Below are 23,598 nucleotides of genomic sequence, written 5' to 3'. Positions count from 1 at the left end.
CCCCCCCGCTACCGCTAGTCTTTTTGTGCTGAGCCTGTCGAAGCTGGATTATTCGTGGCAATTTAGGGTACCAAATTGATTTAGTTGAAACAGAGCCATGGTAAGGTGCCATGGCTTTTGTTTTGGTAAAAGAATTGGTATCAATTAATGAGGTGTGATTAAAAGTTTTGTTGAGAGAATAACCATGATCATTATAAATTACGTTCCAAAAACATAGGTGGATTAACTATGCATCAAATTTTAATAAGTAAGATATTGCTTCAAATTAATAGATATTAATATTTATTAAAAATAAGTATGTTTTTTATCGAAAAAGCAGAAAAATAGTATTAAATTTTTAAAAAAATAAATATGTTTGAGAAGCCATCCCAAATTGGCTACCAATAAACATTAACCTTAACCTACATTTATGGAGTTCCGTAATTATCTCCGATTGGTAAATGAATTGATTCAAAAATCAGCTTTTACCTTTTTCAGCATCTCATTTTTTTATTTCACATTGCCGCTACACCATATCTAGGTAGTCCTACGGTTTTAAAATTTTTATTCCCTGTTTCACCTTACAACTTAATCCACTAAGCACATTTAAATAAGTTGGAGTTTAAACAAGGATTGCTATCAAGCAATTTCAGTATAATCACAACATTCTAAATCTAATATTCTTCAATAGACAAGTGATGAAAAAACTATATCATTTAGCATTGCTATTTATTTTTTTACAAAGCAATAAGTTTTATTCCCAAGAAGGAAATCACGGAGGGTTTATAAACCCTATTCCAGACAATTCCATAACAGCATCTCCTGATGTAATGGCATTTCAGAAGTTCAATGCACTCCCTGTAAACCTATATACAGGTAAGATAGATTTGAGCATACCCATTTATGTAATCAAATCAGGCAATATTACCGTACCTATAACTTTAACCTACAACTCAGGGGGGGTTAAAGTGGATGACATTGCCTCTTCTGTTGGAACGGGTTGGAACATCAATGCAGGTGGGAGCATTGTTAGAAATATAAAAGACCTCCCTGATAATGAGGCAGGTTTTTCGCTCAATGCAGAAAATGATTGGGACCTCGGAATGATTTTACAGGGTTGGATTGCTTCCTTGGGTTATAATCGAAAAGCGGGGTGTGCATCTCCAAGAGAAATAGTTACTGAATGGTCATCACAGAACAGACATGCAGTATATTATGAGGACGTTGTTAACTCTAGCAACAATGTACCTGGAGGTAACCCGGCTGGCTTTGGTTTTCAGGTAGATGATTTGTCACCGGACGTATTTATGGTCAATGCTCCGGGACTGAGTACTGAATTTACATCTATCAACACTTCCAGTTTGTGTATTTATCCAAACAACAATGATGGGTTTACTACCACTTTTTTGGACAATAGCGGAGCTAGAATGGATGCTTTGGAAGTTGATGTTAGAAATGTCGATGGATTTGGATTTTATGCGCCAGGGAATCCTGGGAGTCACTATGGGAGAATGACTTATCCCATTATGGATTTCTTTAATTTTTTGATTTCAGATGCCAATGGACTGCAATATAAGTTCGATGAGATAGAAGTAAGTGAAAGCTTTTACTCTCCCTTGGAACCCCAGCCGTCCGGGACTTTAAATAGTTGGAAAAATACCTGGGCTACGATGGAAGCACTGAATTATAGGAAACAGATCCATACATGGAATGTCTCAGAAATTAAGGATAAAAAAACAAATCGTATTGTAAATTTTTTATACGAAAGCTATGCTAACAGTGAGGTGGTCGAAAACACGTTTGTCAATGACCATGTTATGGCCAGTAACGGCCCTACTTCTTTGAACCAAAACAATTCCTGTTTTTTTGCTCACAATACATTTAGTATAGGAAGGTCTGCAGAAGATCCCTATCTCGGAGCTTTTGAAAATTGGGAAAAGCATCCATTGCGAAAAAGATTGCAAACCATTCAATTTGATGGGGGATTGGTTGAGTTTATTTATGCCCAGAATAGGACTGACTATCTGGGAGAAAAGGCATTGACCGAGATAAGGGTAAAAGATTTCAACAATAAGCTGATAAAAACAGTAAAGTTCCGATATGGTTATTTTGATTCCAAGGAAAACTGCAGTGGACCCGAGTGCAAAAGGCTGCGATTGGATGGTGTTGACATTGAGGATGGATTGGGAAACAAGAACAGTTATGGCTTTGAATATGACTATGTCAACAAACTTCCTAAGAGAGGTTCGTTACAACAAGATTATTTAGGCTTTTACAACAACAATGGGGTTACAGGAAATTCCAACTCAACAACGACCTACACACCAAAGCTTTATTTCTACCCAAATCAAGGGCAACATTCCATATTGCCGTTTCAACGCACGAACGCTCCAAATTATCAATTGATTCCCGGTAGTGTCGATCTAACGCCAAATTCCTATTCTTTGACCGGCCTGTTGAAAAAAGTGGTCTATCCTACTGGTGGATCCTCTGAGTTTATATATGAAAACAATACGTTCAAATTCATGGGAGAGGAATATGTTGGTGGAGGTGCAAGAATTGCTTCCCAAACCCTTAAGGACGGTGCCAACATTGTGAAGAAAATTGATTATGAATATGAAGAAGCAGATGGCAGTTCGTCGGGTTACATCAATAACATACCAATTTATGGTTATCCCCATCAGTTTCAACTTTCTCCATTCTCTCTCTATGAAGCGGCTGTCTATGACAAACCAAAGGGAGGTGTCGAACTTACAACGGGAAGTTTTGTGGGATACTCAAAGGTGGTAGAAAAGGAAGTGGGAAATGGGTTTACAGAATACCATTTTACTTCTTCAAAAAACAATGGAAATATTCCTGAGGGTAGAACCCCTACCAATGGACATCAAATCTTTAGTGTACAAAATAGTTATCAGTGTAGCGATGCAATAATAAATAATAGTGGTTATCCATCCATTACGTATCAAAACAATGATTACCAAAGGGGTAAACCGATATATAAGAAAGTCTATTCAGAATCCAACGTACTATTAAAGAGTGAAGATTTTGGGTATTTGGACAAAGTTTATGCAACACAAAATCTCCAAAAAAATGTAAGAATCCGGGCCACGGAATATAGTACTGGCATTGATGCCTATGATGTACAGTCGCACATGCTCACGGTAACCAGTCAACTTAAAGTGGCCAAACAATTGGGTACCTCTTTGACCGAATCGTTGTTTAACTCCGGAAACCAATTGGTAACCCAGCAATTAATGGAATATAAGACCTCTTTTCCTATTTTGGATAAAAGAACCATTATCGATAGTAAAGGGGACAATTATGTAACCAACTATACCTATGTTCTGGACAAAAATCCAACGGAGTCATCGGTGATACAGGGACTTTATGACCAAAATAGGATTTTTGAACTGCTGGAAACTGAGAACAGGAAGAATGTTGCTTTGCTTAGCAAAGAAACGATGGTCTACAACAATTTTTCAAACCTTATTCTGCCCGCCGAAATAAAAAAACTGAAACAAAATGGAACAGAGTTTACCGCTTTTCAATTTTTGGATTACGATTTAAAAGGGAATCTGGTTGAAATGACCCAAACCTCAGAAGGCCCCCATGTATACTATGTTTGGGGATATTACCATCAATATCCAATTGCCAAGATCGAAAATCTGGATTCAAGCAATATTGATGCAAATATTCAAAATTTGATCAATGCTGCTGTTACAGCTTCCAATGCAGATGATTCAGTCGCGGATGAGAACATTTTAAGAACTGCCTTAAATAATCTCAGATCCAATCTACCTACCTCAATGGTAACCTCATATACGTATGACCCCTTGGTTGGTGTGACAAGCATAACAAATCCTAACGGTTTAACGACCTATTATGAGTACGATTCTTTTAATAGGCTTAAGAATGTTAAGGACAACGACCAAAAGCTGTTAAACGATTATCAGTACCACTACAAAGGACAGAACTAAAATACATGACCATGAAAATTTTCAATACTACCATAAAAGTATTGTCGACAAAAACGATGATACTTTTGACACTATTCCTCTATATCCACACAATCAATGCACAGGACAATAATTATATCTATGGTACTTGGACCTTTTCCGATGGGCCCTCATTCTCACGGATGTCCTTAGATATCAAGCAGCACACTGATACCATACCTGGTCTAAAAGCTGAAATCTTATCTGCATACACAGGTAGGCGTATGACTTTTTCACCCAATGGTGATTTTGAGCAGAGCATGGCAAGTGGGGAGCGATTGTTCGGGAAATGGGCAATTATTGGCAATGTACTCGAATTGTACGACCCACAGGGAAACTCATACAGTTTGTTGATTGGTGAGATCAAATCGAACAGATTGGTATTGATACCGCCAACTTCAAATGATGCCAGGCCCATTTTACCCGAACTATATTTCACCAAAAACTGATCATGTTATGAATATTATTCTAATAAAAAATCTTTTTAAGTTGGTACTGGGTACCACGCTCTTGTTAATGATCAGCACGGTACATGCCCAATTTACCATGTACGGCCCGACCAGCATGTATCAGGGAGAATCAGGATATTTTAGTATAAGCGGCCCATATGCCATCTCCTCTACACAATGGAGTGTTTCTAGCGGTGGCACCATAAATTACAGTTCATCCAATAGTGCTGCGATAACTTTCTCGAGCACTGGATCCAAAACGGTTTCTGCTACGGTTCGGGATACGTATTATAACTATTATTATTTGAGCAAATCCGTGTCTATTGGGGTGAGGAACCCTAATAACCCTACAATTTCCAGCAATGGTTGCGGTACAGCAACATTGACTAGATCTGGATCTCCACCAAGTGGTATAACCTGGTATTGGCAGGGCAAGAACAGCTCCGGGACAAGTACAACTAAGGGCAGCGGATCGACCTATACCCCAAATGAGGGTAACGGCACCTACTATATCAGGGCTAGAAGTAATTCAACTGGCCAATGGAGCACCGGATCAGGCTCGGTATCAGTCACCATTGCAAACTATACTGCCGGTACAATCGGAAGCGCACATACCATATGTTATGGCGGCAACCCTTCAAATTTGACTAATTCATCCAGCGCTTCCGGCGGCAGTGGTGGCTACAGCTATCAATGGCAATATTCAAGTACAGGAACTTCAGGGTGGACAAACATAAGTGGTGCAACTGGAACTTCTTATGACCCCCCATCGGGACTAACAGCAAATAGATGGTATCGACGAAGTGTGGTTTCATGTTCTGGTCAGACCAAATATTCGAACACTATCATGGTAACTGTTTGGCCCGATTTATCAGCAGGGGCTATTTCTTCACCCTCACCGATATGTTATGGTGGCGATCCAGAAAACATAACCGTACTATCTTCAGGTGGGGGGAATGGAACCTATAACTACCAATGGCAATATTCCAGTGATGGCAGTACGGGTTGGACAGATATATCTGGAGCAACCGGAGCCTCTTATAATCCTCCAAGCGGTTTGACCTCTACACGGTGGTATAGAAGACGGGTCCAATCCTGTTCGCAGACCAAATACACCTTGGGTACAGAAGTAGTGGTTCGAGATGAAATTCTGGAACCAGCAGCGCCTTCTATATCAAGTGTTTGCGGAAGTGTCACATTGACCAGGTCCAACCCACCTAGTGGTATAACTTGGTACTGGCAGGCCACGGAAAATGGTGAGAGCACAAACAATTCTAATGTTACCCTTACCTTATACAATGGACCATCCTATTATCTAAGGGGAAGGAACAGTTTTGGGTGCTGGGGCCCCGCACGTACGATTACATTTACAGTGGACCAACCAGTTACTTGGTATGCGGACATCGATGGGGATGGATTTGGAAATCCTTCTTCAACGCTTTCCGATTGCACTCAACCTGCCGGTTATGTCTCGAACAATTCCGACTATGACGATTCCACAAATAGGATCACCAATCTGCCACCCCAGACCTTTTATCTGGACAAAGATGGGGATGGATTCGGCGAAGCCGCACCGACCATTTATGCAAGCTTTAAGCCCCTCGGCTATGCCAACAACACGTTGGATCAATGTCCAGATGTTCCGGGAGCGACCAACGGCTGTGATTACCAGTCTCCGGTCTTTAGCGATGAAAATTATATTTATTCCAGGACATATCAATCTGAAATGGCTTCATCTGTGGATATAAAGACCAACAGGGATGTGTTGGAGGGTATAAGCTATTATGATGGTCTCGGCCGTTCTAAACAGCAGATAGCAATTAAAGGTTCCATATCGAAAGCCAGTACGATCAGCCCTAATTATCCAGCAGGATGGGTCATGGACTGGACCGAAGGGGCCACAGCAACACCATTCTTCAACAGAAATGGGAATGCTGCTGAGAACAATATAATTACTGGTCCCGATCCTTTCGGGAAAAGTGCCCTGATCTGGGCCTGTGGAAACGATCCGGCGAACAATGGTGATGGTGGGTGGAACACGGACTATATCACCGTGGACAAGACCAAGACCTATCGCTATACGGTTTGGGTCCGCAGGGATTTTTCGCAAGACGGAAGAACTTACCATGGAACCCAAAATGTGGACAATCTGGGCGGAGGTGCCAATACAAACCCTTATTTTTTTTATGGTGATCTTCCCCAATTGGGAGAATGGTATCTTTTGGTGGGTATTGTACATCCCTACACCTATTCTGGATCTGTGAATGGATCTGGCATAAGCGGGGTGTACGATATGCAGGGGAATAAAGTATTGGACGGTACCGAGTTCAAATGGGGATCGTCGACCACCACATCACGGTTCAGGAGCTATCTGTATTATGCCACGGATGTCAATGTACGGCAGTATTTCTATCAGCCCATTTTGGAAATTGTGGATGGCAACGAAGTGCCTTTGGCGGACATGTTTGATAATGGGGGTTCCTCAGATTTAATTTCCCATGTATCATATGACAGTTTTGGACGGCAGGACAAGGAATGGTTGCCCTATCCGGAAACCTCTGGTTCATTGGGCAGTTATCGAGGGGATGTTTCCGCAACCACCCAACAATACTATCAGGGCAAATTTGCACAGGACTTTACAGGTTTGGCCACCAACCAGGTGAACGCCTATTCCGAAAAGGACTTCGAAGCGTCTCCCCTGAGCCGGATTCTAGAACAGGCGGCACCGGGCAAGGATTGGCAATTGGGCGGCGGACATGGCATCAAGTTTGACTATGAAACCAATACCACCAGCGAGGTACGTCTGTACAATGTTACCCACACGGTGTCCAATAACACCTATACCCCTAGTTTGGTGGCCAACGGCCATTACGCTGCGGGAGAATTGACCAAGAATGTCATCAAGGATGAAAACCACGATGGTACCGCCAACAAGCTGCATACCACGGAAGAATTTACCGATAAGCTCGGCAGGGTGGTGCTCAAACGGACCTATGCAATGGTGGACAATGTCGTAACGCAACATGATACCTACTATGTATACGATGACTATGGCAACCTAACCTATGTATTGCCACCTTTGGTAGATACCTCCGATGGGGTGTCGGCCCCTGAACTCAGTGAGCTTTGCTACCAATATAAGTACGACCACCGTAACCGCTTGGTGGAAAAGAAGATACCGGGCAAGGGATGGGAGTACATCGTTTATAACACCTTGGACCAGCCTGTACTTACCCAGGATGCGGTGCAACGTCCGAACAAACAATGGCTCTTCACCAAATATGATGCCTTTGGCAGGGTGGCCTACACTGGGCTGCATACCCAGGCAAATGTTATTAGCAGGGAAACCATGCAGGGCTATGCTGACAACACAACAACATACGACCAATATGAGAGCAAACAAGGTAGCTCAACCACTTTGGCGGGAACCACGATATATTATTCCAACAACACGATTCCACAAACCATTACGGAAATCCATACCATAAACTACTATGATGACTATGTGTTTGACAGACCGGGGCTGAGCCTTCCGGTTACGGTTTTGGGACAAAATACCACATTGGAGGTAAAAGGCTTGGCCACTGGGACAAAAGTGCGGGTGTTGGGCTCCAATGATTGGATAACCACGATGCTGGGCTATGATGATAAACGAAGACCCATTTGGAACAAAAGCACCAATGATTATTTGAACACCTCCGATCTAGTGGAAACCAAATTGGATTTTATCGGCAAGGTATTGGAGACCAAGACCACCCACCAACGTACAGGGTATACCGATATCGTCATAGTGGATACCTTCACCTACGATGATCTGGGCAGGTTATTGACACAGAAGCAGACCATTACCGGGCAACCAGAGGAAACCTTGGTGAACAACGGTTATGATGAACTCGGCCAGTTGGCCACCAAACAAGTGGGTGGCGGCCTGCAAACGGTGGACTATACCTATAATGTGCGGAGCTGGCTGAAACAGATCAACGACCCGAACGCGTTGGGCAATGACCTCTTTGCCTTTGGGATCAATTACAACACCCAGGACCATGGAGGTGCAACCCTGTACAATGGCAATATTGCTGAGACCGAATGGAAAACCGCCAATGACAACACCTTGCGTTGGTACAAGTATGGTTATGATGCTTTAAACCGATTGGATAATGCCCAAAACTGGAATAACAGTTATAATCTATCCTATGTTACATATGATAAAAATGGCAATATCATGTCGTTGAAGCGTCATGGTTGGCAAAACAGCAGTAATTATTGGGATATGGATGTTTTGGATTATGATTACGACAGTGGCAATAAACTGTTGAAAGTTACCGATACTGGCAATAAAACGTACGGTTTCAAGGAACCAATCTCCACAACAGGTAACGATTACCGTTATGATGCCAACGGAAACTTGGTGATGGATAAAAATAAGGGGATAGGTGCCGACTTGGTCGATGGCATAACCTATAACCATCTGAATCTTCCTACAAATATTGATACGGGATCCGGAACTATTTCGTATGTTTATGATGCTATAGGCACCAAATTGAAAAAGGAGGTGTCTGGAGGAGGTTCTCTGACAGAATATGCAGGCGGCTTTATTTACCAGGACAATGTATTGCAGTTTTTTGGCCAACCAGAAGGCTATGTAACCCCTAATGGTATGGGCGGGTACGACTACGTGTACCAGTACAAAGATCATTTGGGCAACATACGCTTAAGCTATGTGGACAATGGTGGCACATTGGAAATTGTGGAGGAAAGCAACTACTACCCTTTCGGGCTTACGCACAAAGGGTATAATAGCCTTCCTATTTCTCCATTGGGCAACAGCGTGGCACAGAAGTGGAAGTTCGGCGGGAAGGAGTATGATGATAGTTTCAACGAGGCCCTGGCCACCTACTACTTTGGTGCAAGGAACTATGACCCGGCATTGGGAAGGTGGATGAATTTAGATCCCTTGGCGGAGCAGATGAGAAGGCACAGTCCGTATAATTATGCGTTTGATAATCCAGTATTCTTCATTGATCCGGATGGTATGGCTCCCTACGGTTATGCCGAGTATTCAGGTAATTTTAGTTTTGGTTTTGATGCCCAAGGGAATTTTTCGGCTGGAGGAGAAACGGGTGGTTCTCAAAGTCAACAAGGGTCTAAAAGTGGCGAAAATTGTTGTGGAGGTGATGACGGTAGTGGTATTTTTAAATGGTTGGTTGGCTCAATAAATCGATTGTTCAGCGGTATAGGTTCAGATGAAAGTCTTGTTCAAGAGAGTAAGAAGGATATAGATCGTGTTACGGAAGGAATGAAGGATGGAGCCAGAAACATGAATCAAGTGTTTGAAGCTTCCGATTTGGCGGGTGTATCCTCTCCAGCGAGATTAGCTGCTGCGGTTTCAAATGGTGAAATGTCAGTTTCCGAGTATTATGCAACAATGAATGAATATTTGGGGACCGATAATAGTGTTGGTGGAGATGTTGCAATGTCAGCATTGTTTTTTACTGGTACTGGGGGAGAAGGTAAGGCAGGTGTATCAGTTATTTCGCAGATTGGAGAAAGATTTCCTGGATTTGTGCCATTAGTGAGTAGAATCGGAGGATCTGCCAGTAAGAGTGAAATTTATCCAGCATTACAGAAAATAGCACAGGGAGAATGGATTAAAGTTTATCAAGGTGGACATATTAATGGAAAGGCAACAGAGATACATTTTTATATTCATAAGGCAACAGGTCTGATTGCCAATCCGAAAACAAAATATTCACGACAAGTTCAAAAAGTTTTAAAAGATTTGGGATATTATTAATTATGAAAACAAGTAGCATATTTGAAAAGTTGGAAGAGTTAGGATTTTCAGACTTTGAACTGGAGATTTTCAATTTGTTAGAAGAATCATTTACTGACTTAACTCCAGAAAAAAGCAATGATTATTTAACCATAGATGAATATTTTGGTCTCGTAAGAAAAATTTATCCAGCTAAAGAGCAAATAACAAGTCATAAATTGACTAATTATATACGGCAATCAAGGGAACGAGGAGAAGACTTGTTGTTTTTAGATGGCCTAAGTTCACTTGCTAAATGCTTAAAGTGCTATGGTGGCAAAGATAATTTGAAAGCATTCGAAGATTGGTTTCTTAATAAAATAAACAAAATTGAAGACCTTCCTCACCACCACTAGTCCCCCCTCGCTCCCGCTAGTCTGAGACTAGTGGTTGGAGTATAAGTGAACAATATAAAAAGCCATGGCTGTGAATATGGTCATGGCTTTTTAATGACCAAAAGTTATAATCTTGAAGTAGCATTAGGTGACATTTACAGTTGTTTCAGAATTGCAGATTTTTCACACAACACTTTTGGGAAAAAAGCGTTATAATCTTACCAGAATCTGAGTTAATGAGACCTACACTGACCATTTTGCTGTTGGCCTTGACGCTGAATGCCTGTGGCCCCATGCGCCAACTGCAACAGGTGGCTTCCCAATTACCGATGATTGGTTCCGTCGGGAAACACCAATCCCAATTGTTTAAAAAGGAATTTCAAAAAATGGGGGAACCTACTTTGGTGTCGCCTATAGCTGTATCCGTTCAATCGGTTCCTTTTACATCGAGTATGCTGGGCAAATATGCCAAGAACCGTGAAAAGCAAGGTTTGGAGCCTTTGGCTATGGAAAGGGATACGACCAAAAATACAATGCCCAAGTATTTTAAAATGATAATTACGGATGTTGTCGGCCTTGTGGAACAATTGAACCAATCTGATAACGCCCCATTAAAAAAGTATTTGAAGGAGGACACCGATTTGGTACTGTTGTCCCAAATTTCATTTGTGGCCCAAGTGGAGGTGTCCGATAAAATAAAGGCTTCCGATCGCTTTGTTTTGACTACGGATCGGGACGGAGCACTAAGCCTGCAATTTGAATCGGGAGCTACCCTTAAAATAGCCGATTTGGAGGTCTTCGATTTTGAAACGGCCAATTTCTGCTGGAATAAGGACAACAAGGCCCGACTACAAATAGCCCACATCTTGATGGACGGGAAAACCTGTCCGGGAGATACCGAGGCCAATCCCAAAAAACTGGACAGAACACCGGATTATTTAAAACTATGATCAAGAAAAGAACCTTTTTAGCCATGGCCCTTTTGGTCGGGCTGGCAAGCTGTGACGATATTCTGGTGGTGCCGGACATTTCGGAACAATCTGTGATCATCCTCGCACCAATGGATGGCAGTGCATTGACGGCCAATAGCGTAAACTTTAATTGGGAAACCGTGGATGAAGCCACAGGGTATCGCATTCAAATTGCATCGCCCAATTTCCCCCCGCTCCCGCTAGTCTTCGACTAGTGGCAGTGAGAGTGAGTGACAATAACAATAAATATAAAAACAAAAGCTACGGCCGTTAGTTCGGTTGTGGCTTTTGTATGACCAAAACAGGCATTTGTCAATTAGCGATTCAGGAAAAGGGGGTAATGGTTATCTTTTTTGGATGAGCCGTAACTATAAATTCCATAATCCAAATGGCATCTATTTTGTTTCTTTTGCCACGGTACATTGGGTGGATGTCTTTGTAAGGGAAGCATATTTTAAAGTGCTAGCGGAAAGCGTGGAACATTGCAGAAAGGAGAAGGGCATGGAACTCTTTGCCTATTGCTTTATGCCCAGCCATGTGCATTTTATTTTTCGTTCCAAATTGGGTGACCCTTCGGGATTGTTGCGCGATATTAAAAAGTATACTTCAAAAGTGTTGGTGAATGCCATACAACAACATCCAAAGGAAAGCAGAAAAGAGTGGTTGCTTCCCATGTTTCAACAAGCTGGAACCGATAAGGAAAACAGTGTCAATTATCAATTTTGGCAACGCCACAATAAACCAATCGAGCTTTGGAGCCCTTCCGTTATCAAACAAAAACGAGACTATATACACAACAATCCTATAGTGAGCGGTTTTGTGACAAGTCCGGAAGACTGGAAGTACAGCAGTGCAAGAAATTTAAATGGGGATTATACTGTTTTGGATTTGGATGAACTAGGTTTTTTGGAATAGTCTAATTTAGTACCACAAGATGCAATCTTGCGGTAGCGGGGGAGAATTAAAGGTTTTGGACGCAAATAGAGGTAGAGACGAAACAATACACTCTAGGGTTCCTAGAAGAAATTGATTTTAATTTAAAACTTCAATAATGATGAGAAGATTCATTTTAATGGTTTTGCTTTTAAGTTTTATTGGTTGTCAAAACAAGGATACTCCATTGTATACTGCAATAGAGAGTATAGAAAAATCTTGGTCAACGGAAGAGCTTAAAGATTTTGCACAAAAACCAGATAGCATAGCTTTATTAGATGAGCATTTTGATAAAGCAATGGTTTTTAGAAATCAAGAATTGCATAGTCCAAATGACTCAACTTTGCTTAATTATTTTCATTCTTTGGGTATTTATCATGAAGATTATATGTCGAGTATCGTATTTGCTTCTTTACATAAAAAATTGAATGGCAAACCTATTGATATAGATGCACAAATAGCCAATATACATTCTATCATGGCTGACGAGAAGCAACGGAATGACAAAAATATCTCAAGGGCAAATGGTTATTTTTCTAAATATAATGTTGGAGACACAATAGTTATCAGAATGCCTATTGAGAAAGGTTCTGCATATAGTCATAACTATCCGCAAGAGAGCAACTGGGTTTATAACGATAGCTTGGATTTATTGGTAATAGGGCAGATACTTTCAAAACATGAAGAAAACGATATCTCCGATAAGTCGTTTGAGATAAAAGTTCTGTCCAAAAATAAGGATAGTGTCAAAATATTAATGGAAGAAATTCATGTAGGTGACGAGATGAAAGTAAATCTTCTTAGAAATATAATTGAGAATGTCGATTAATTGATGGGTAATGTGGTAAAATAGTTGTTTTTCCGATTATTTAATTTAAACTATTAAAAGCCAGTATTTTGGATGCTCCCCAGCTACCGCTAGTCTTCCTGTGCTGAGCCTGTCGAAGCATGACTAGTGGCGGTAAGAGTGAGCAAAATAGAGTTAGAAAAAAGCCATGGCCGTTAGTTCGGTTGTGGCTTTTCTTTTTTGACCAAGTTGTATTGTAAAGTACATGAAGGTTAGTGGAAAGATTTTTGATTTTGAATCAAAACCGTTTTTGGAATGATTAATTTACCACAAGATACAATCTTGCGGTAGCGGAGGCTTTATGAATTAGTTTAATTTATTACCATATGATGCAATCTTGCGGTAGCAGGGTATTTGACAACAAAAATGGGGCAGTTCGTAGAAAAAATGCTAGGTGTTGCAGGAAAAATCCTATTTTAGTCCTTTAACACAATGTAGCCCTAACTTGAACCTACGCAGCCTAATCATATGCTTTGCACTTTATGTATGGAGTGGCACAGGAGCCTATGCCCAACTAGAGGCATCCATATGGTATTTTGGCAATAATGCAGGTCTCGATTTTCGCAGTGGTGCCCCGGTGCCGCTGTTCGATGGTCAGCTATCCACCAAAGAGGGCTGTTCCGTTATTTCCGATGCTAATGGCAGTTTGCTGTTCTATACCGATGGTAGCGATGTATGGAACAAAAACCATGCGATCATGGACAACGGCACCGGATTATTGGGGTATTTTTCATCTACCCAGTCCGCCATTATTGTTCCAAAGCCCCAAAATCCCAACAGTCATTATATTTTTACATGTTGGCAGTTCAATGGGGTCAATTATTCCGAAGTGGATATGACGGCAGCCGGTGGTCTGGGTTCGGTAGTGAACAAAAATGTGCCGTTACTGCCGGTAGATGCCGATGGAAAACCCACTTTTGCTGCAGAAAAGCTCACAGCGGTAAAGCATGCCAATGGCACGGATATTTGGGTGATCGGGCATGGGTATTACAATGACCTTTTTTATGCCTGGCGTGTTTCCCCAACTGGTGTGGACCCCAATCCCGTGGTGAGCGCGGTCGATAATGGCCTTGCTACACAACCGGGATTAAGAGATCCCATTGGGTATCTGAAAGCTTCACCGGATGGCACCAAATTGGCCATATCGTATTATAGGGTTTCCGTAGAATTGTTGGATTTCGACAATGCAACCGGTATGGTGTCCAATCCGGTAGTCCTTGGGGGAAACCGTTTCTTTTATGGAACAGAATTTTCTCCCTCGGGCAAGTTGCTCTATATCGCCGAAGAGAGAGGCAATGTTTACCAGTATGATCTTACAGCACCGGATATTCGTGCAACGGAGCTCAACATCAGTGGTGATGTAACGGATAGCGGTGCATTGCAGTTGGCCATCGATGGCAAGATCTATTGCACCAATAACGAGAAACAGTATTTAAGCGTAATTCATAATCCCGACATTCCGGGTATGGGCTGCCAGTATGAACTCAATGCGTTGGATCTAGGAGATCGAGAGGGATATTTGGGCCTTCCCCCTTTCATTCAATCGTATTTTTATTCCGGGGGCATTTTGGCAGAAATTGCCTGTTTTGGGCAACCCACGCAATTCGAAATGGGAATCGAAGACCCCATCCTTTCCATTTTATGGGATTTTGGTGACGGAAATACCTCTACCGATGAAACTCCGGCCCATACCTATACTGCAACCGGCAATTATATGGTTAGCGCAACGGTGACCACCGCATCGGGAACCTCGATAAGCACAAAGGATATTATTGTCAACGATATGCCCGTAGCCCATGAACCAACCGATATTGTGTATTGTTCCATGGAAGGGCAGGCCGAAACCAATTATTCCCTTTCCCAAAAAGATGCGGAGATTCTCAATGGGCAAGATCCCAATCTGTATCAGGTCAGTTATTATGCCACTGAAACAGATGCCGAAAATGATACCAATCCATTGTCCTCGAGCTTGGTGCTCGATGGCACGGACAAATCTCTATTTGCTAGGGTCTATAACGTACTTAAAACAGAATGCTATGCGGTGGTAGGGTTCGATGTGATTGCAGTTCCTCCACCACAAATTGAGCTGGAAGATAGATATGTTATTTGTCCCGATGCCCCGGAATTGGTATTGGATGCCGGTGATTTTGAAAGCTATGTTTGGGAAGATAGTGATGGTAATACAGTTGGTAGCGAGCGGATTTTCAATGTACAAAGCTTGGGAGTCTATACCCTGACAGTCACAGAAACCAAGTATGGCGTGACCTGTTCAAGTGCCAAACAATTTGAAGTGTTTTCTTCTGGAGCTCCTGAGGAGATGAACATAGAATTGGGCGGTTTTTCGGACTATGTCGATCTTACCATAAATGCCACTGGTGTTGGGTATTTCGAATATTCGATTGATGGAACAAACTATCAGGGTTCCAATAATTTTAAAGTGCTTCCCGGAAAATATACGGTTTTCGTAAGAGACCCCCTGGGTTGCAGGGAGCTGAGTGAAGAAGTGGTGGCGATAGGGTACCAACGGTTTTTTACCCCGAATGGCGATACTGTGAACGAAACTTGGAACATTGTGGGCGGGGAACTGTTCCCAGAGTCACAACTGTTCATTTATGACCGCTACGGCAAATTGCTAGTGCAGTTTTCACCTTTGTCACCAGGTTGGGATGGTCGTTTTTTGGGCAAACCCATGCCTTCATCAGATTATTGGTTCAAATATATTTATGATAATGGTAAAATTTTCACAGGTCATTTTACCCTACGACGATAATTTGCTTAAATAAAGGTTTTTCATACAACACTGGGGTGAAAATTACGTTAACTAAGTACCAGAATCTTAGTTAATGAGACCTATACTAACCATTTTGCTGTTGGCCTTGACGCTGAACGCCTGTGGCCCCATGCGCCAAATGCAACAGGTGGCTTCCCAATTACCGATGATCGGTTCCGTTGGGAAACACCAATCCCAATTGTTTAAAAAGGAATTTCAAAAAATGGGGGAGCCTACTTTGGTGTCGCCTATAGCTGTATCCGTTCAATCGGTTCCTTTTACATCGAACATGCTGGGCAAATATTCCAAGAACCGTGAAAAGCAAGGTTTGGAGCCTTTGGCTATGGAAAGGGATACAACCAAAAATACAATGCCCAAGTATTTTAAAATGACTATTACGGATGTTATCAGGCTTGTGGAACAATTGAACCAATCTGATAACGCCCCGTTAAAAAAGTATTTGAAGGAAGACTCCGATTTGGTGCTATTGTCCCAAATTTCATTCGTTGCCCAAGTGGAGGTATCCGAAAAAATAGAAGCCACCGATCGCTTTTTTTTGACTACGGATCGGGACGGTACACTCAGCTTGGTATTTGAATCAGGAACTATCCTAAATATGGCCGATTTGGAGGTCTTCGATTTTGAAACGGCCAATTTCTGCTGGAATAAGGACAACAAGGGCCAACTACAAATAGCCCACATATTGATGGACGGGAAAACCAGTCCGGGAGATACCGCGGCCAATCCCAAAAAACTGGACAGAACACCGGATTATTTAAAACTATGATCAAGAAAAGAACCTTTTTAGCCATGGCCCTTTTGGTCGGGCTGGCAAGCTGTGACGATATTCTGGTGGTGCCGGACATTTCGGAACAATCTGTGATCATCCTCGCACCAATGGATGGCAGTGCATTGACGGCCAATAGCGTAAACTTTAATTGGGAAACCATGGATGAAGCCACCGGGTATCGAATCCAGATTGCCAGCCCCAATTTTGAGAATGCCGCCCAGTTTGTTCTGGACAGTGTGGTGGAAGTGGATTCCCTGGGATATGTGGACCCGAGGTTGGGGCAAAACCTATTGAACGGAACCTATGAATGGCGTATTAAAGCCTTCAATAGCGCTTATGAAACCAGTTATACCACCAGTGCATTTTCAGTAAACGGGGATGCCAATTTTGACGCAACCCCACCCAATACACCACAATTGGTAGCACCGGCCAACGGGACCTCCCAAGCAGAAACAACAGTCAATTTTTCGTGGACCCGCGAAGATGTGCCGGGAACCACCGAGCGCGACAGCATTTTTATTTATGAGGATGAAAGTTTATCCGTGTTATCCTCCAAGGCTATTGGCGCCAACAAAACGTACGGGACCAACTTGACCACAGGTACTTATTATTGGAATGTAAAGGCTTATGATACAGCAGGTAACGAGAGTAATCCATCCAACATATTTAATGTGACTGTGAATTGAGCAAAAACGTAAAGACATATGTGCTTCTGGGCCTCGTATTGATCATCTGGGGCATCATCGGTTATAAGGTGGTAAAGACCCTGTCGCCGGATGAAGATCCATTGCCAACATCCAAGCCATTTGCATTTACTCCGAAGCCTTTAGCTGAAAAGGATACCTTTCGTTTAATGGCCAATTATCGAGATCCTTTTTTAGGCACCCTGCCCCAGAGTGAACGAAAACCAGTAAAACAACAAGTTGCAAAGCAACCGGTCCAAAAAAAGAATATTGTGTATTCCGGTTCGGTTGCCCAAACAGGCGACTCAAAAACCTTGTTTTTTGTCACCATTGACGGGCAGCAACACCTGATGTCCAAAAATGAACAGGCTGATGGTGTAAAATTGGTTACTGGAAATGGGGAAGAGATCAAAGTACGCTATGGCGGCATAACGGAAACCATTTTACGTTCCCAATGATTGGAATAAAGAAAATAAAGGCCGGAGCATTGCAGTTTGTCCTCTTTATCGGGGCCATTATTGCCGTCCTGTTGATGGCATTTGTGATGCTCAGTCACAGCCATACCCTTTTTAACAAGAAAACGGACATCACCATAGATTTGATCCAGACAACGGACAGGGGAATGACCCAATCCTTTGAACAACCACTGGAAACAGGCAAAACCTGGACATTGCTGGAGGAAAGCACCATAGGAATCCATACCTCGGTCCAAAAATCCTTTTGGGGTATGCTGGAAAAACGAACAGTTGTTTCCAAAAAGGGAAAATTAAAGTTTACCAAAACCGGCTTGGTCGGCCATAAAGAGGAAAATCGAGCGGCCCTTTACCTGCAAGATGACAACCGGCCCATGGTCATTGCTGGGGATGCCAAGATCAATGGGAATGCCTATTTGCCCGAACGGGGCATTAAAATAGGGAATATACAAGGGTTTGGCTATTCCAAACCACAATTGGTTTACGGGCATCAAAGGCAAAGCAAATCAAGGCTTCCGGAACTGGAAAAAGGGATGGTAGGACAATTGAAGCAATTGACGGCATCAGGGTTTATACTTGCAGGCAATGATCTCAGGTTAAAGACGGGAGCAATGGTAAAAAATGGCTTTCAACAAGAGACCCAGATCATTCAAGGTGTTAATGTTGATTTGGAAAGCATATCCTTGACCGGAAACATTATGGTTTGGGCTTCCCGCCAAATCAAGGTATTCGATACAGCAGTGCTTCAAGATGTTGTTTTGATTGCGCCAGAAATACATATTGCTGATGGAGTCAATGGTAATTTTCAGGCATTGGCGAGCGAACAGATTACAGTGGGCAATAACTGTAATTTGGTGTATCCAACCATCTTGGCGGTGCAGGAGACCGGAAGATTCAAGAGGAATATGGATATGTCTTCGGAACCGTCATTGGTCATAAATTCGGGGTCTAGAATATCCGGAACCATGCTCTTTCTAACTGGTAACGATGCCCAAGAATTCACCCCTGACATTAAAATAGATACGGATACCGTGGTATTTGGAGAATTATTTTGTGAAGGGTATTTGGAGTTAAAAGGTGAAGTTTTCGGGAGTGTTTATACCACAGCTTTCATCGCTATGGCAAACGGAAACCTGTACCTAAACCATTTGTACAATGGCCGAATTGATGCCAGTTTGTTGCCCATGGCCTATGGGGGATTGGTGTTTTCTGAAAAATCAGCAAATCAAGTGATGAAATGGCTCTATTGAAAAAGATAAAGGCATCCACATTAATGGAAACATTGGTGGCCACGGTCTTGATCGTCATTGTTTTTATGATGGCGAGCATTACGTTGAATGCCCTTTTTGCCAACACAGTAACAAACAATACCCATGAGGTGGAACAAGAGTTGTTGTTCTTGAGGTACCGATATGAAAATGGGCAATTGCAACTGCCTTATTATGATGAATTGGGAGATTGGGAGATTATAGTGGAGGCCCGTGAATGGAACTCCAAAAACCAAGTGTTTTTTTCAGCAAAACACCTTGAAACAAAAAAGAAGGTCTCGATCAAGTTGTAAAATGAATTGGAAACCCCATAAAATAAAAGCCTTTACCTTGAACGAAATGCTCGTGGTTTTGTTGATCACCAGTCTTGTGGTGGGCATGGCATATAGCGTGCTCCGATTGGTGCAGATTCAAATGCAGGGGATAGCATCCAATTATGAACAGAACACCGAGTTGAATTTGTTACGCCAAAGCCTTTGGATCGATTTTAACCAAAGCGACCGAATTTGGTTCGACAGTTCCAAAAATGAGCTGTTGTTGGCCAATGGGTTGAAGGAGACCCATTATATGTTCAAAGAAGAAGCAATAATCAAGGGTAAGGATACTTTTTTTATAAATATTGCTGCAATGGAAAGGTATTTCAATGGTAAAGAAAGCATCTCGGGTGAAATTGATGCCCTGGATTTGTACACCACCAAAGATCAAGGTAATCAACGGGTATTTGTTTCCAAAAGAAATGCAGCAACCAGTTATGTAAACCGATAAGATGGGATTTAAACTTGAACAAACCTTGGATAAAAAAGCGCCTGTTTCTATGGAAAATCAGGGGTTGGACCGATGGTTGAAGAAAGAAATCACACTTTTTGGTTCCTTTTTTAATAACAAGCGCAAGGAAGAATTTTACAGCGAAATGGCCATTTTGTTGAAAGCTGGGGTACAGCTTCGTGAGGCGTTGGAGTTGCTCAAGGAAAATCACAAAAAGGAGAAGTTTCAGGTGTTTTTTGGCCAAATGGTATCCGAACTGGACAAGGGATCAAGTTTTTCAGAAGTACTTAAAACCAGAAAGGAGTTTACCGAATACGAGTTCCATTCGGTACAAATAGGAGAGGAGAGCGGCACGTTGCCAACCGTGTTCCAAGAACTGGCCGCTTTTTTTCGACAAAAGAACGAACAGCGCCGAAATTTGGTCAACGCGTTGACCTATCCCCTGATCATTTTGAGTACGGCCATATTGGTGGTCGTTTTCATGCTTCGCATGGTGGTCCCCATGTTTGAGGATATTTTTAAGCAAAACAAAGTGGAGCTGCCCACCATAACCCAATGGATCATCGCGGTGTCCAATTTCATCAAGGACTATGGCGCACTTGTTGTTTTAGTTGTTGGTATTCTTTTATTGCTGAGGAAACCCTTGTTGAAAAATGAGCAGATAAAAAGGAGGAGGGACTATTTGCTGTTGAAAGTTCCATATGTGGGCAATTTTGTACGTTCGGTCTATTTGACCCAGTTTACCCAAGCCGTTGCGCTGTTGACCTCTTCCAAAGTACCCATGTTGAACGGCATCCAACTGGTGAAACGGATGATAGGTTTTGTGCCATTGCAGGATGCATTGGATAATATGGAAACCAGGATAATGAAGGGTGTGGCGCTACATGAGAGTTTGAAGGGCAACAGGATGTTCGATAACAAGATGGTATCGTTGATCAAAGTGGCTGAGGAGACCAATCAAACGGAATACATCTTTGAGAAACTGCACCAGCAATACGCTATTGAGGTGCAACAAAAATCCAAAATGCTGTCGACCATTATGGAGCCTTTGATCATTGTGGTCATCGGGATATTTGTGGGGGTGATTTTGGTGTCCATGTATTTGCCTATGTTCCAACTGAGCACGGTTTTGGGTGGATAAAGGTTTGGTTAATTTTATTTGGTACTGTTTGAATTCGAAAGAGATATATTTGAATATGGAAAGCCTACAATGTTTAAAAAGAGACCAAAAAGGTGACCAATAATTGACTCTTTGATAGAAGTAATTGGTTTACAGCGGGATATGCAATAATTTAACTTTCTGCCACCATCCCCAACTTAACTTATTTAAGTGAAATCAAAACACTGTTAATCTTATGATTTTCAGTATTTTGTGTTTTTAAGCATATCGTTTGAATTCATTTAAAACCATTTAAAATCATATCAAGCGTGTTCCCATCGGGAGCAAACACTTACAGTTCTTGTTGTAACTTTAAATGACCTTTAGAACCATTTTTCTTGTGTTTTGACTTTCACAGTATTTACACTCTAAAAGGTTACAACATGCAGAAAAAAAATCATTTAACAATCAATTCCTTTACAAGGAAGCACAAGGTGCAATCCGAGAACCGGATTGTCTATTGTAGGATGACCATTGATGGCGAGCGCACCGATTTTAGCATAAATCGGGAAATCAAAACCAATTTATGGGATAATAGCCGTAAAAGGGGCAAGGGATTTTCCAATTACGTTGTCTCCCTTAACAAGTACCTAGATCAAATATATACTGGCTTACATGAGGCCCATAGTCTATTGATGGCAGAAGATAAGGTAATTTCCCCTTTGGCCATCAAAGCAAGGTTCTTTGGGGAAGATGAGGGGGGGCAAAACATTGAAACAATTGATTGCCTACCACAATGGAACCATGCACACTTCTTTGCGCCCTGAAACCACAAAGAACTACCATATTACCGAACGGTGGATAAGCCTATTTTTAAAAAGAGGAATATGGGGTGGAGGACATAAAACAACATTGCGTAAAAACCATAGTTTTTTTAAGGTTTTTATGTAGTGGAAAGTCTTTGGATTTATCTACCTTCCATCATTCCCCTCCCAAAGCTTTTTTAAAGAAAGAAATTCTAATCAAAATTTATCATGGATCCATTCATGGTAAATACCAGGAATTTACAATGAAAAGTCCAACCTAATTCTGACTAGTTGTAAGTTCTGTAATGTTTATAGCGATAATAAAATCAAAAGGATTTTTCGTTGGTTCCAACAAAGAGGCTTTCAATGAGTGGCGTCAAGTTGGTGCTAACACCAATCACCCAAATCTATAAGGTAGATAACCTAAACAAAATCATTAAAGAAGGTCATTTAATTGACTCTTTTGTGATAAAACCAAAAAATGTTATGGCCGACCAATAAATCGCATCCATCCCATTTCTAATTGAATGAGAAATGAAACAACCTTTTAATAACTAAAGATTCAAAAATTATGAGTACGAAAAATCAATTCATTCCAGAGCATCCCAATGGTAAGATTTTACACATTAAAACCGAGCAAGACTTTCTAAAGTATCTCGAAAAAGAGGATTTACAGACATTGGGCAATTCATTGCCGGATGATCAAAAAGTACAAGACCTGTTCCCTTTTTATATAGAATATGTTGAAGAAAAGACTATTCAAATAACCAAAGACGAAGTATTTGATACAACGGCAAAAATTTTCAAATGTGACCGGCTTTCTTTTGATGGCGGCAGTATAACTTCCTATGTGCATTTAGTGATAGATGCAGGCACTACTGAATTGATAAAGCCTAGTGATAAAAATGACTATCAAATCATGGTTACTGGAACCAATGGCAATGATGGAATAACAGTTACCGGGGATGGGCCTCCAGGAAAGAAAGGGCCAGATGGAGACAACGAGACGAATAAAAAGGGTGGTGATGCCCATGATGGAAAGGCACCTACAGGAAAAGGCGGCACTGGTGGGGATGCATACGATGGGGGCGATACACCGCTATCCAAGTTGACTTTGGGTACCATTTCATTGAAAGGTACGGATGTGCTCACCGTAATCGCTCAAGGTGGTAGTGGGGGAAATGGCGGCAAAGGCGGCAAAGGCGGCAAAGGTGGAAAAGGGGGCAAAGGAGGTAATGCAAGTTCTACCAGTTGTTCGGGTTATAACGGTGGTAAAGGAGGCGATGGTGGCGATGGTGGTATTGGTGGCGATGGTGGGGCGGCCGGAAGTGGAAGCAAGGCAAATAACGAGATGACAATTTTGATCAACACCAATGCCGATAAGGACAATTTGTCTGCTATCCAAAATTATGGTAAAAAAGGAAAAGTCGGGGTAGGCGGGGACCCGGGTGATCCGGGAGATTTGGGGCATGGTGGCACAGGATCGGCATGTGGTGGAAACAAAGGGCCCGATGGAGTTGATGGAGGTAGCGGAACCAAAGGAACCGATGGTGCTATTGGTAGTGATGGAACACCGCCCCCTCTTAGTGTTAAAATTAAAAACCCCTCTTAGAATAATTCAAA

General features: G+C 42.0%; 18 protein-coding genes. All 18 read left to right on the top strand.

Going from position 1 to position 23,598, the window contains the following annotated elements; translation table 11 throughout:
• Positions 1-677: 677 nt before the first annotated feature.
• The 18 genes from EO131_RS05765 to EO131_RS05680 all read left to right on the top strand — a co-directional run bounded on the left by EO131_RS05765 (position 678) and on the right by EO131_RS05680 (position 23,587).
• Positions 678-3,956, top strand: a complete 3,279-nt coding sequence (locus tag EO131_RS05765; protein ID WP_127019798.1) for an RHS repeat domain-containing protein — start codon at positions 678-680, stop codon at positions 3,954-3,956.
• 11 nt (positions 3,957-3,967) lie between these two features.
• A complete protein-coding gene (locus tag EO131_RS05760) occupies positions 3,968-4,423 on the top strand; it encodes a hypothetical protein (RefSeq protein ID WP_127019796.1) in 456 nt (151 codons plus the stop codon).
• A gap of 7 nt (positions 4,424-4,430) precedes the next feature.
• A complete protein-coding gene (locus tag EO131_RS05755) occupies positions 4,431-10,217 on the top strand; it encodes a DUF6443 domain-containing protein (protein WP_164731623.1) in 5,787 nt (1,928 codons plus the stop codon).
• Positions 10,218-10,219: 2 nt separating this feature from the next.
• On the top strand, positions 10,220-10,591 hold the full coding sequence (locus EO131_RS05750) for a hypothetical protein (protein WP_127019792.1): 372 nt from the start codon (positions 10,220-10,222) through the stop codon (positions 10,589-10,591).
• A gap of 215 nt (positions 10,592-10,806) precedes the next feature.
• Positions 10,807-11,520: a hypothetical protein gene (locus EO131_RS05745; RefSeq protein ID WP_127019790.1), complete on the top strand. Its 714-nt coding sequence runs from the start codon at positions 10,807-10,809 to the stop codon at positions 11,518-11,520.
• Positions 11,517-11,756, top strand: a complete 240-nt coding sequence (locus tag EO131_RS05740; protein ID WP_127019788.1) for a hypothetical protein — start codon at positions 11,517-11,519, stop codon at positions 11,754-11,756. The genes EO131_RS05745 and EO131_RS05740 overlap by 4 nt, the downstream gene beginning before the upstream one ends.
• 142 nt (positions 11,757-11,898) lie before the next feature.
• A complete protein-coding gene (locus EO131_RS05735; protein ID WP_127020080.1) occupies positions 11,899-12,456 on the top strand; it encodes an REP-associated tyrosine transposase in 558 nt (185 codons plus the stop codon).
• Positions 12,457-12,592: 136 nt separating this feature from the next.
• Positions 12,593-13,303 (top strand): DUF6794 domain-containing protein, encoded by a 711-nt coding sequence (locus EO131_RS05730; protein WP_127019786.1) that lies wholly within the window; start codon positions 12,593-12,595, stop codon positions 13,301-13,303.
• Positions 13,304-13,766: 463 nt separating this feature from the next.
• Complete coding sequence (locus EO131_RS05725) at positions 13,767-16,091, top strand: T9SS type B sorting domain-containing protein (RefSeq protein WP_127019784.1); 2,325 nt, start codon at positions 13,767-13,769, stop codon at positions 16,089-16,091.
• Between the two features lie 73 nt (positions 16,092-16,164).
• Positions 16,165-16,878: a hypothetical protein gene (locus EO131_RS05720; RefSeq protein WP_127019782.1), complete on the top strand. Its 714-nt coding sequence runs from the start codon at positions 16,165-16,167 to the stop codon at positions 16,876-16,878.
• Positions 16,875-17,567 (top strand): fibronectin type III domain-containing protein, encoded by a 693-nt coding sequence (locus tag EO131_RS05715; RefSeq protein ID WP_127019780.1) that lies wholly within the window; start codon positions 16,875-16,877, stop codon positions 17,565-17,567. The genes EO131_RS05720 and EO131_RS05715 overlap by 4 nt, the downstream gene beginning before the upstream one ends.
• Positions 17,564-18,022, top strand: a complete 459-nt coding sequence (locus EO131_RS05710) for a hypothetical protein (RefSeq protein ID WP_127019778.1) — start codon at positions 17,564-17,566, stop codon at positions 18,020-18,022. Before EO131_RS05715 ends, EO131_RS05710 begins: the two co-directional genes overlap by 4 nt.
• Positions 18,019-19,287 carry a hypothetical protein gene (locus EO131_RS05705; protein WP_127019777.1) on the top strand — a complete coding sequence of 423 codons (1,269 nt, stop codon included), beginning with the start codon at positions 18,019-18,021 and terminating at the stop codon, positions 19,285-19,287. The genes EO131_RS05710 and EO131_RS05705 overlap by 4 nt, the downstream gene beginning before the upstream one ends.
• Entirely contained in the window at positions 19,275-19,598 is a 324-nt protein-coding gene (locus EO131_RS05700; RefSeq protein ID WP_127019775.1) for a hypothetical protein, read from the top strand. Before EO131_RS05705 ends, EO131_RS05700 begins: the two co-directional genes overlap by 13 nt.
• Before the next feature lies 1 nt (position 19,599).
• Positions 19,600-20,070 (top strand): PulJ/GspJ family protein, encoded by a 471-nt coding sequence (locus EO131_RS05695; protein ID WP_127019773.1) that lies wholly within the window; start codon positions 19,600-19,602, stop codon positions 20,068-20,070.
• Between the two features lies 1 nt (position 20,071).
• The gene (locus tag EO131_RS05690) at positions 20,072-21,211 is read left to right on the top strand and encodes a type II secretion system F family protein (RefSeq protein ID WP_127019771.1); all 1,140 of its coding nucleotides are present in this window, start codon (positions 20,072-20,074) and stop codon (positions 21,209-21,211) included.
• A gap of 401 nt (positions 21,212-21,612) precedes the next feature.
• Positions 21,613-21,996 (top strand): Arm DNA-binding domain-containing protein, encoded by a 384-nt coding sequence (locus EO131_RS05685; RefSeq protein ID WP_127019769.1) that lies wholly within the window; start codon positions 21,613-21,615, stop codon positions 21,994-21,996.
• A gap of 550 nt (positions 21,997-22,546) precedes the next feature.
• Complete coding sequence (locus tag EO131_RS05680) at positions 22,547-23,587, top strand: hypothetical protein (protein ID WP_127019767.1); 1,041 nt, start codon at positions 22,547-22,549, stop codon at positions 23,585-23,587.
• Positions 23,588-23,598 lie beyond the last annotated feature (11 nt).

This window comes from Flagellimonas beolgyonensis, from assembly GCF_003992615.1.
Lineage (GTDB): Bacteria > Bacteroidota > Bacteroidia > Flavobacteriales > Flavobacteriaceae > Flagellimonas > Flagellimonas beolgyonensis.
The sequence above is the reverse complement of the archived record's forward strand: the minus strand, read 5'-3'. Positions and strand labels throughout refer to the sequence as shown.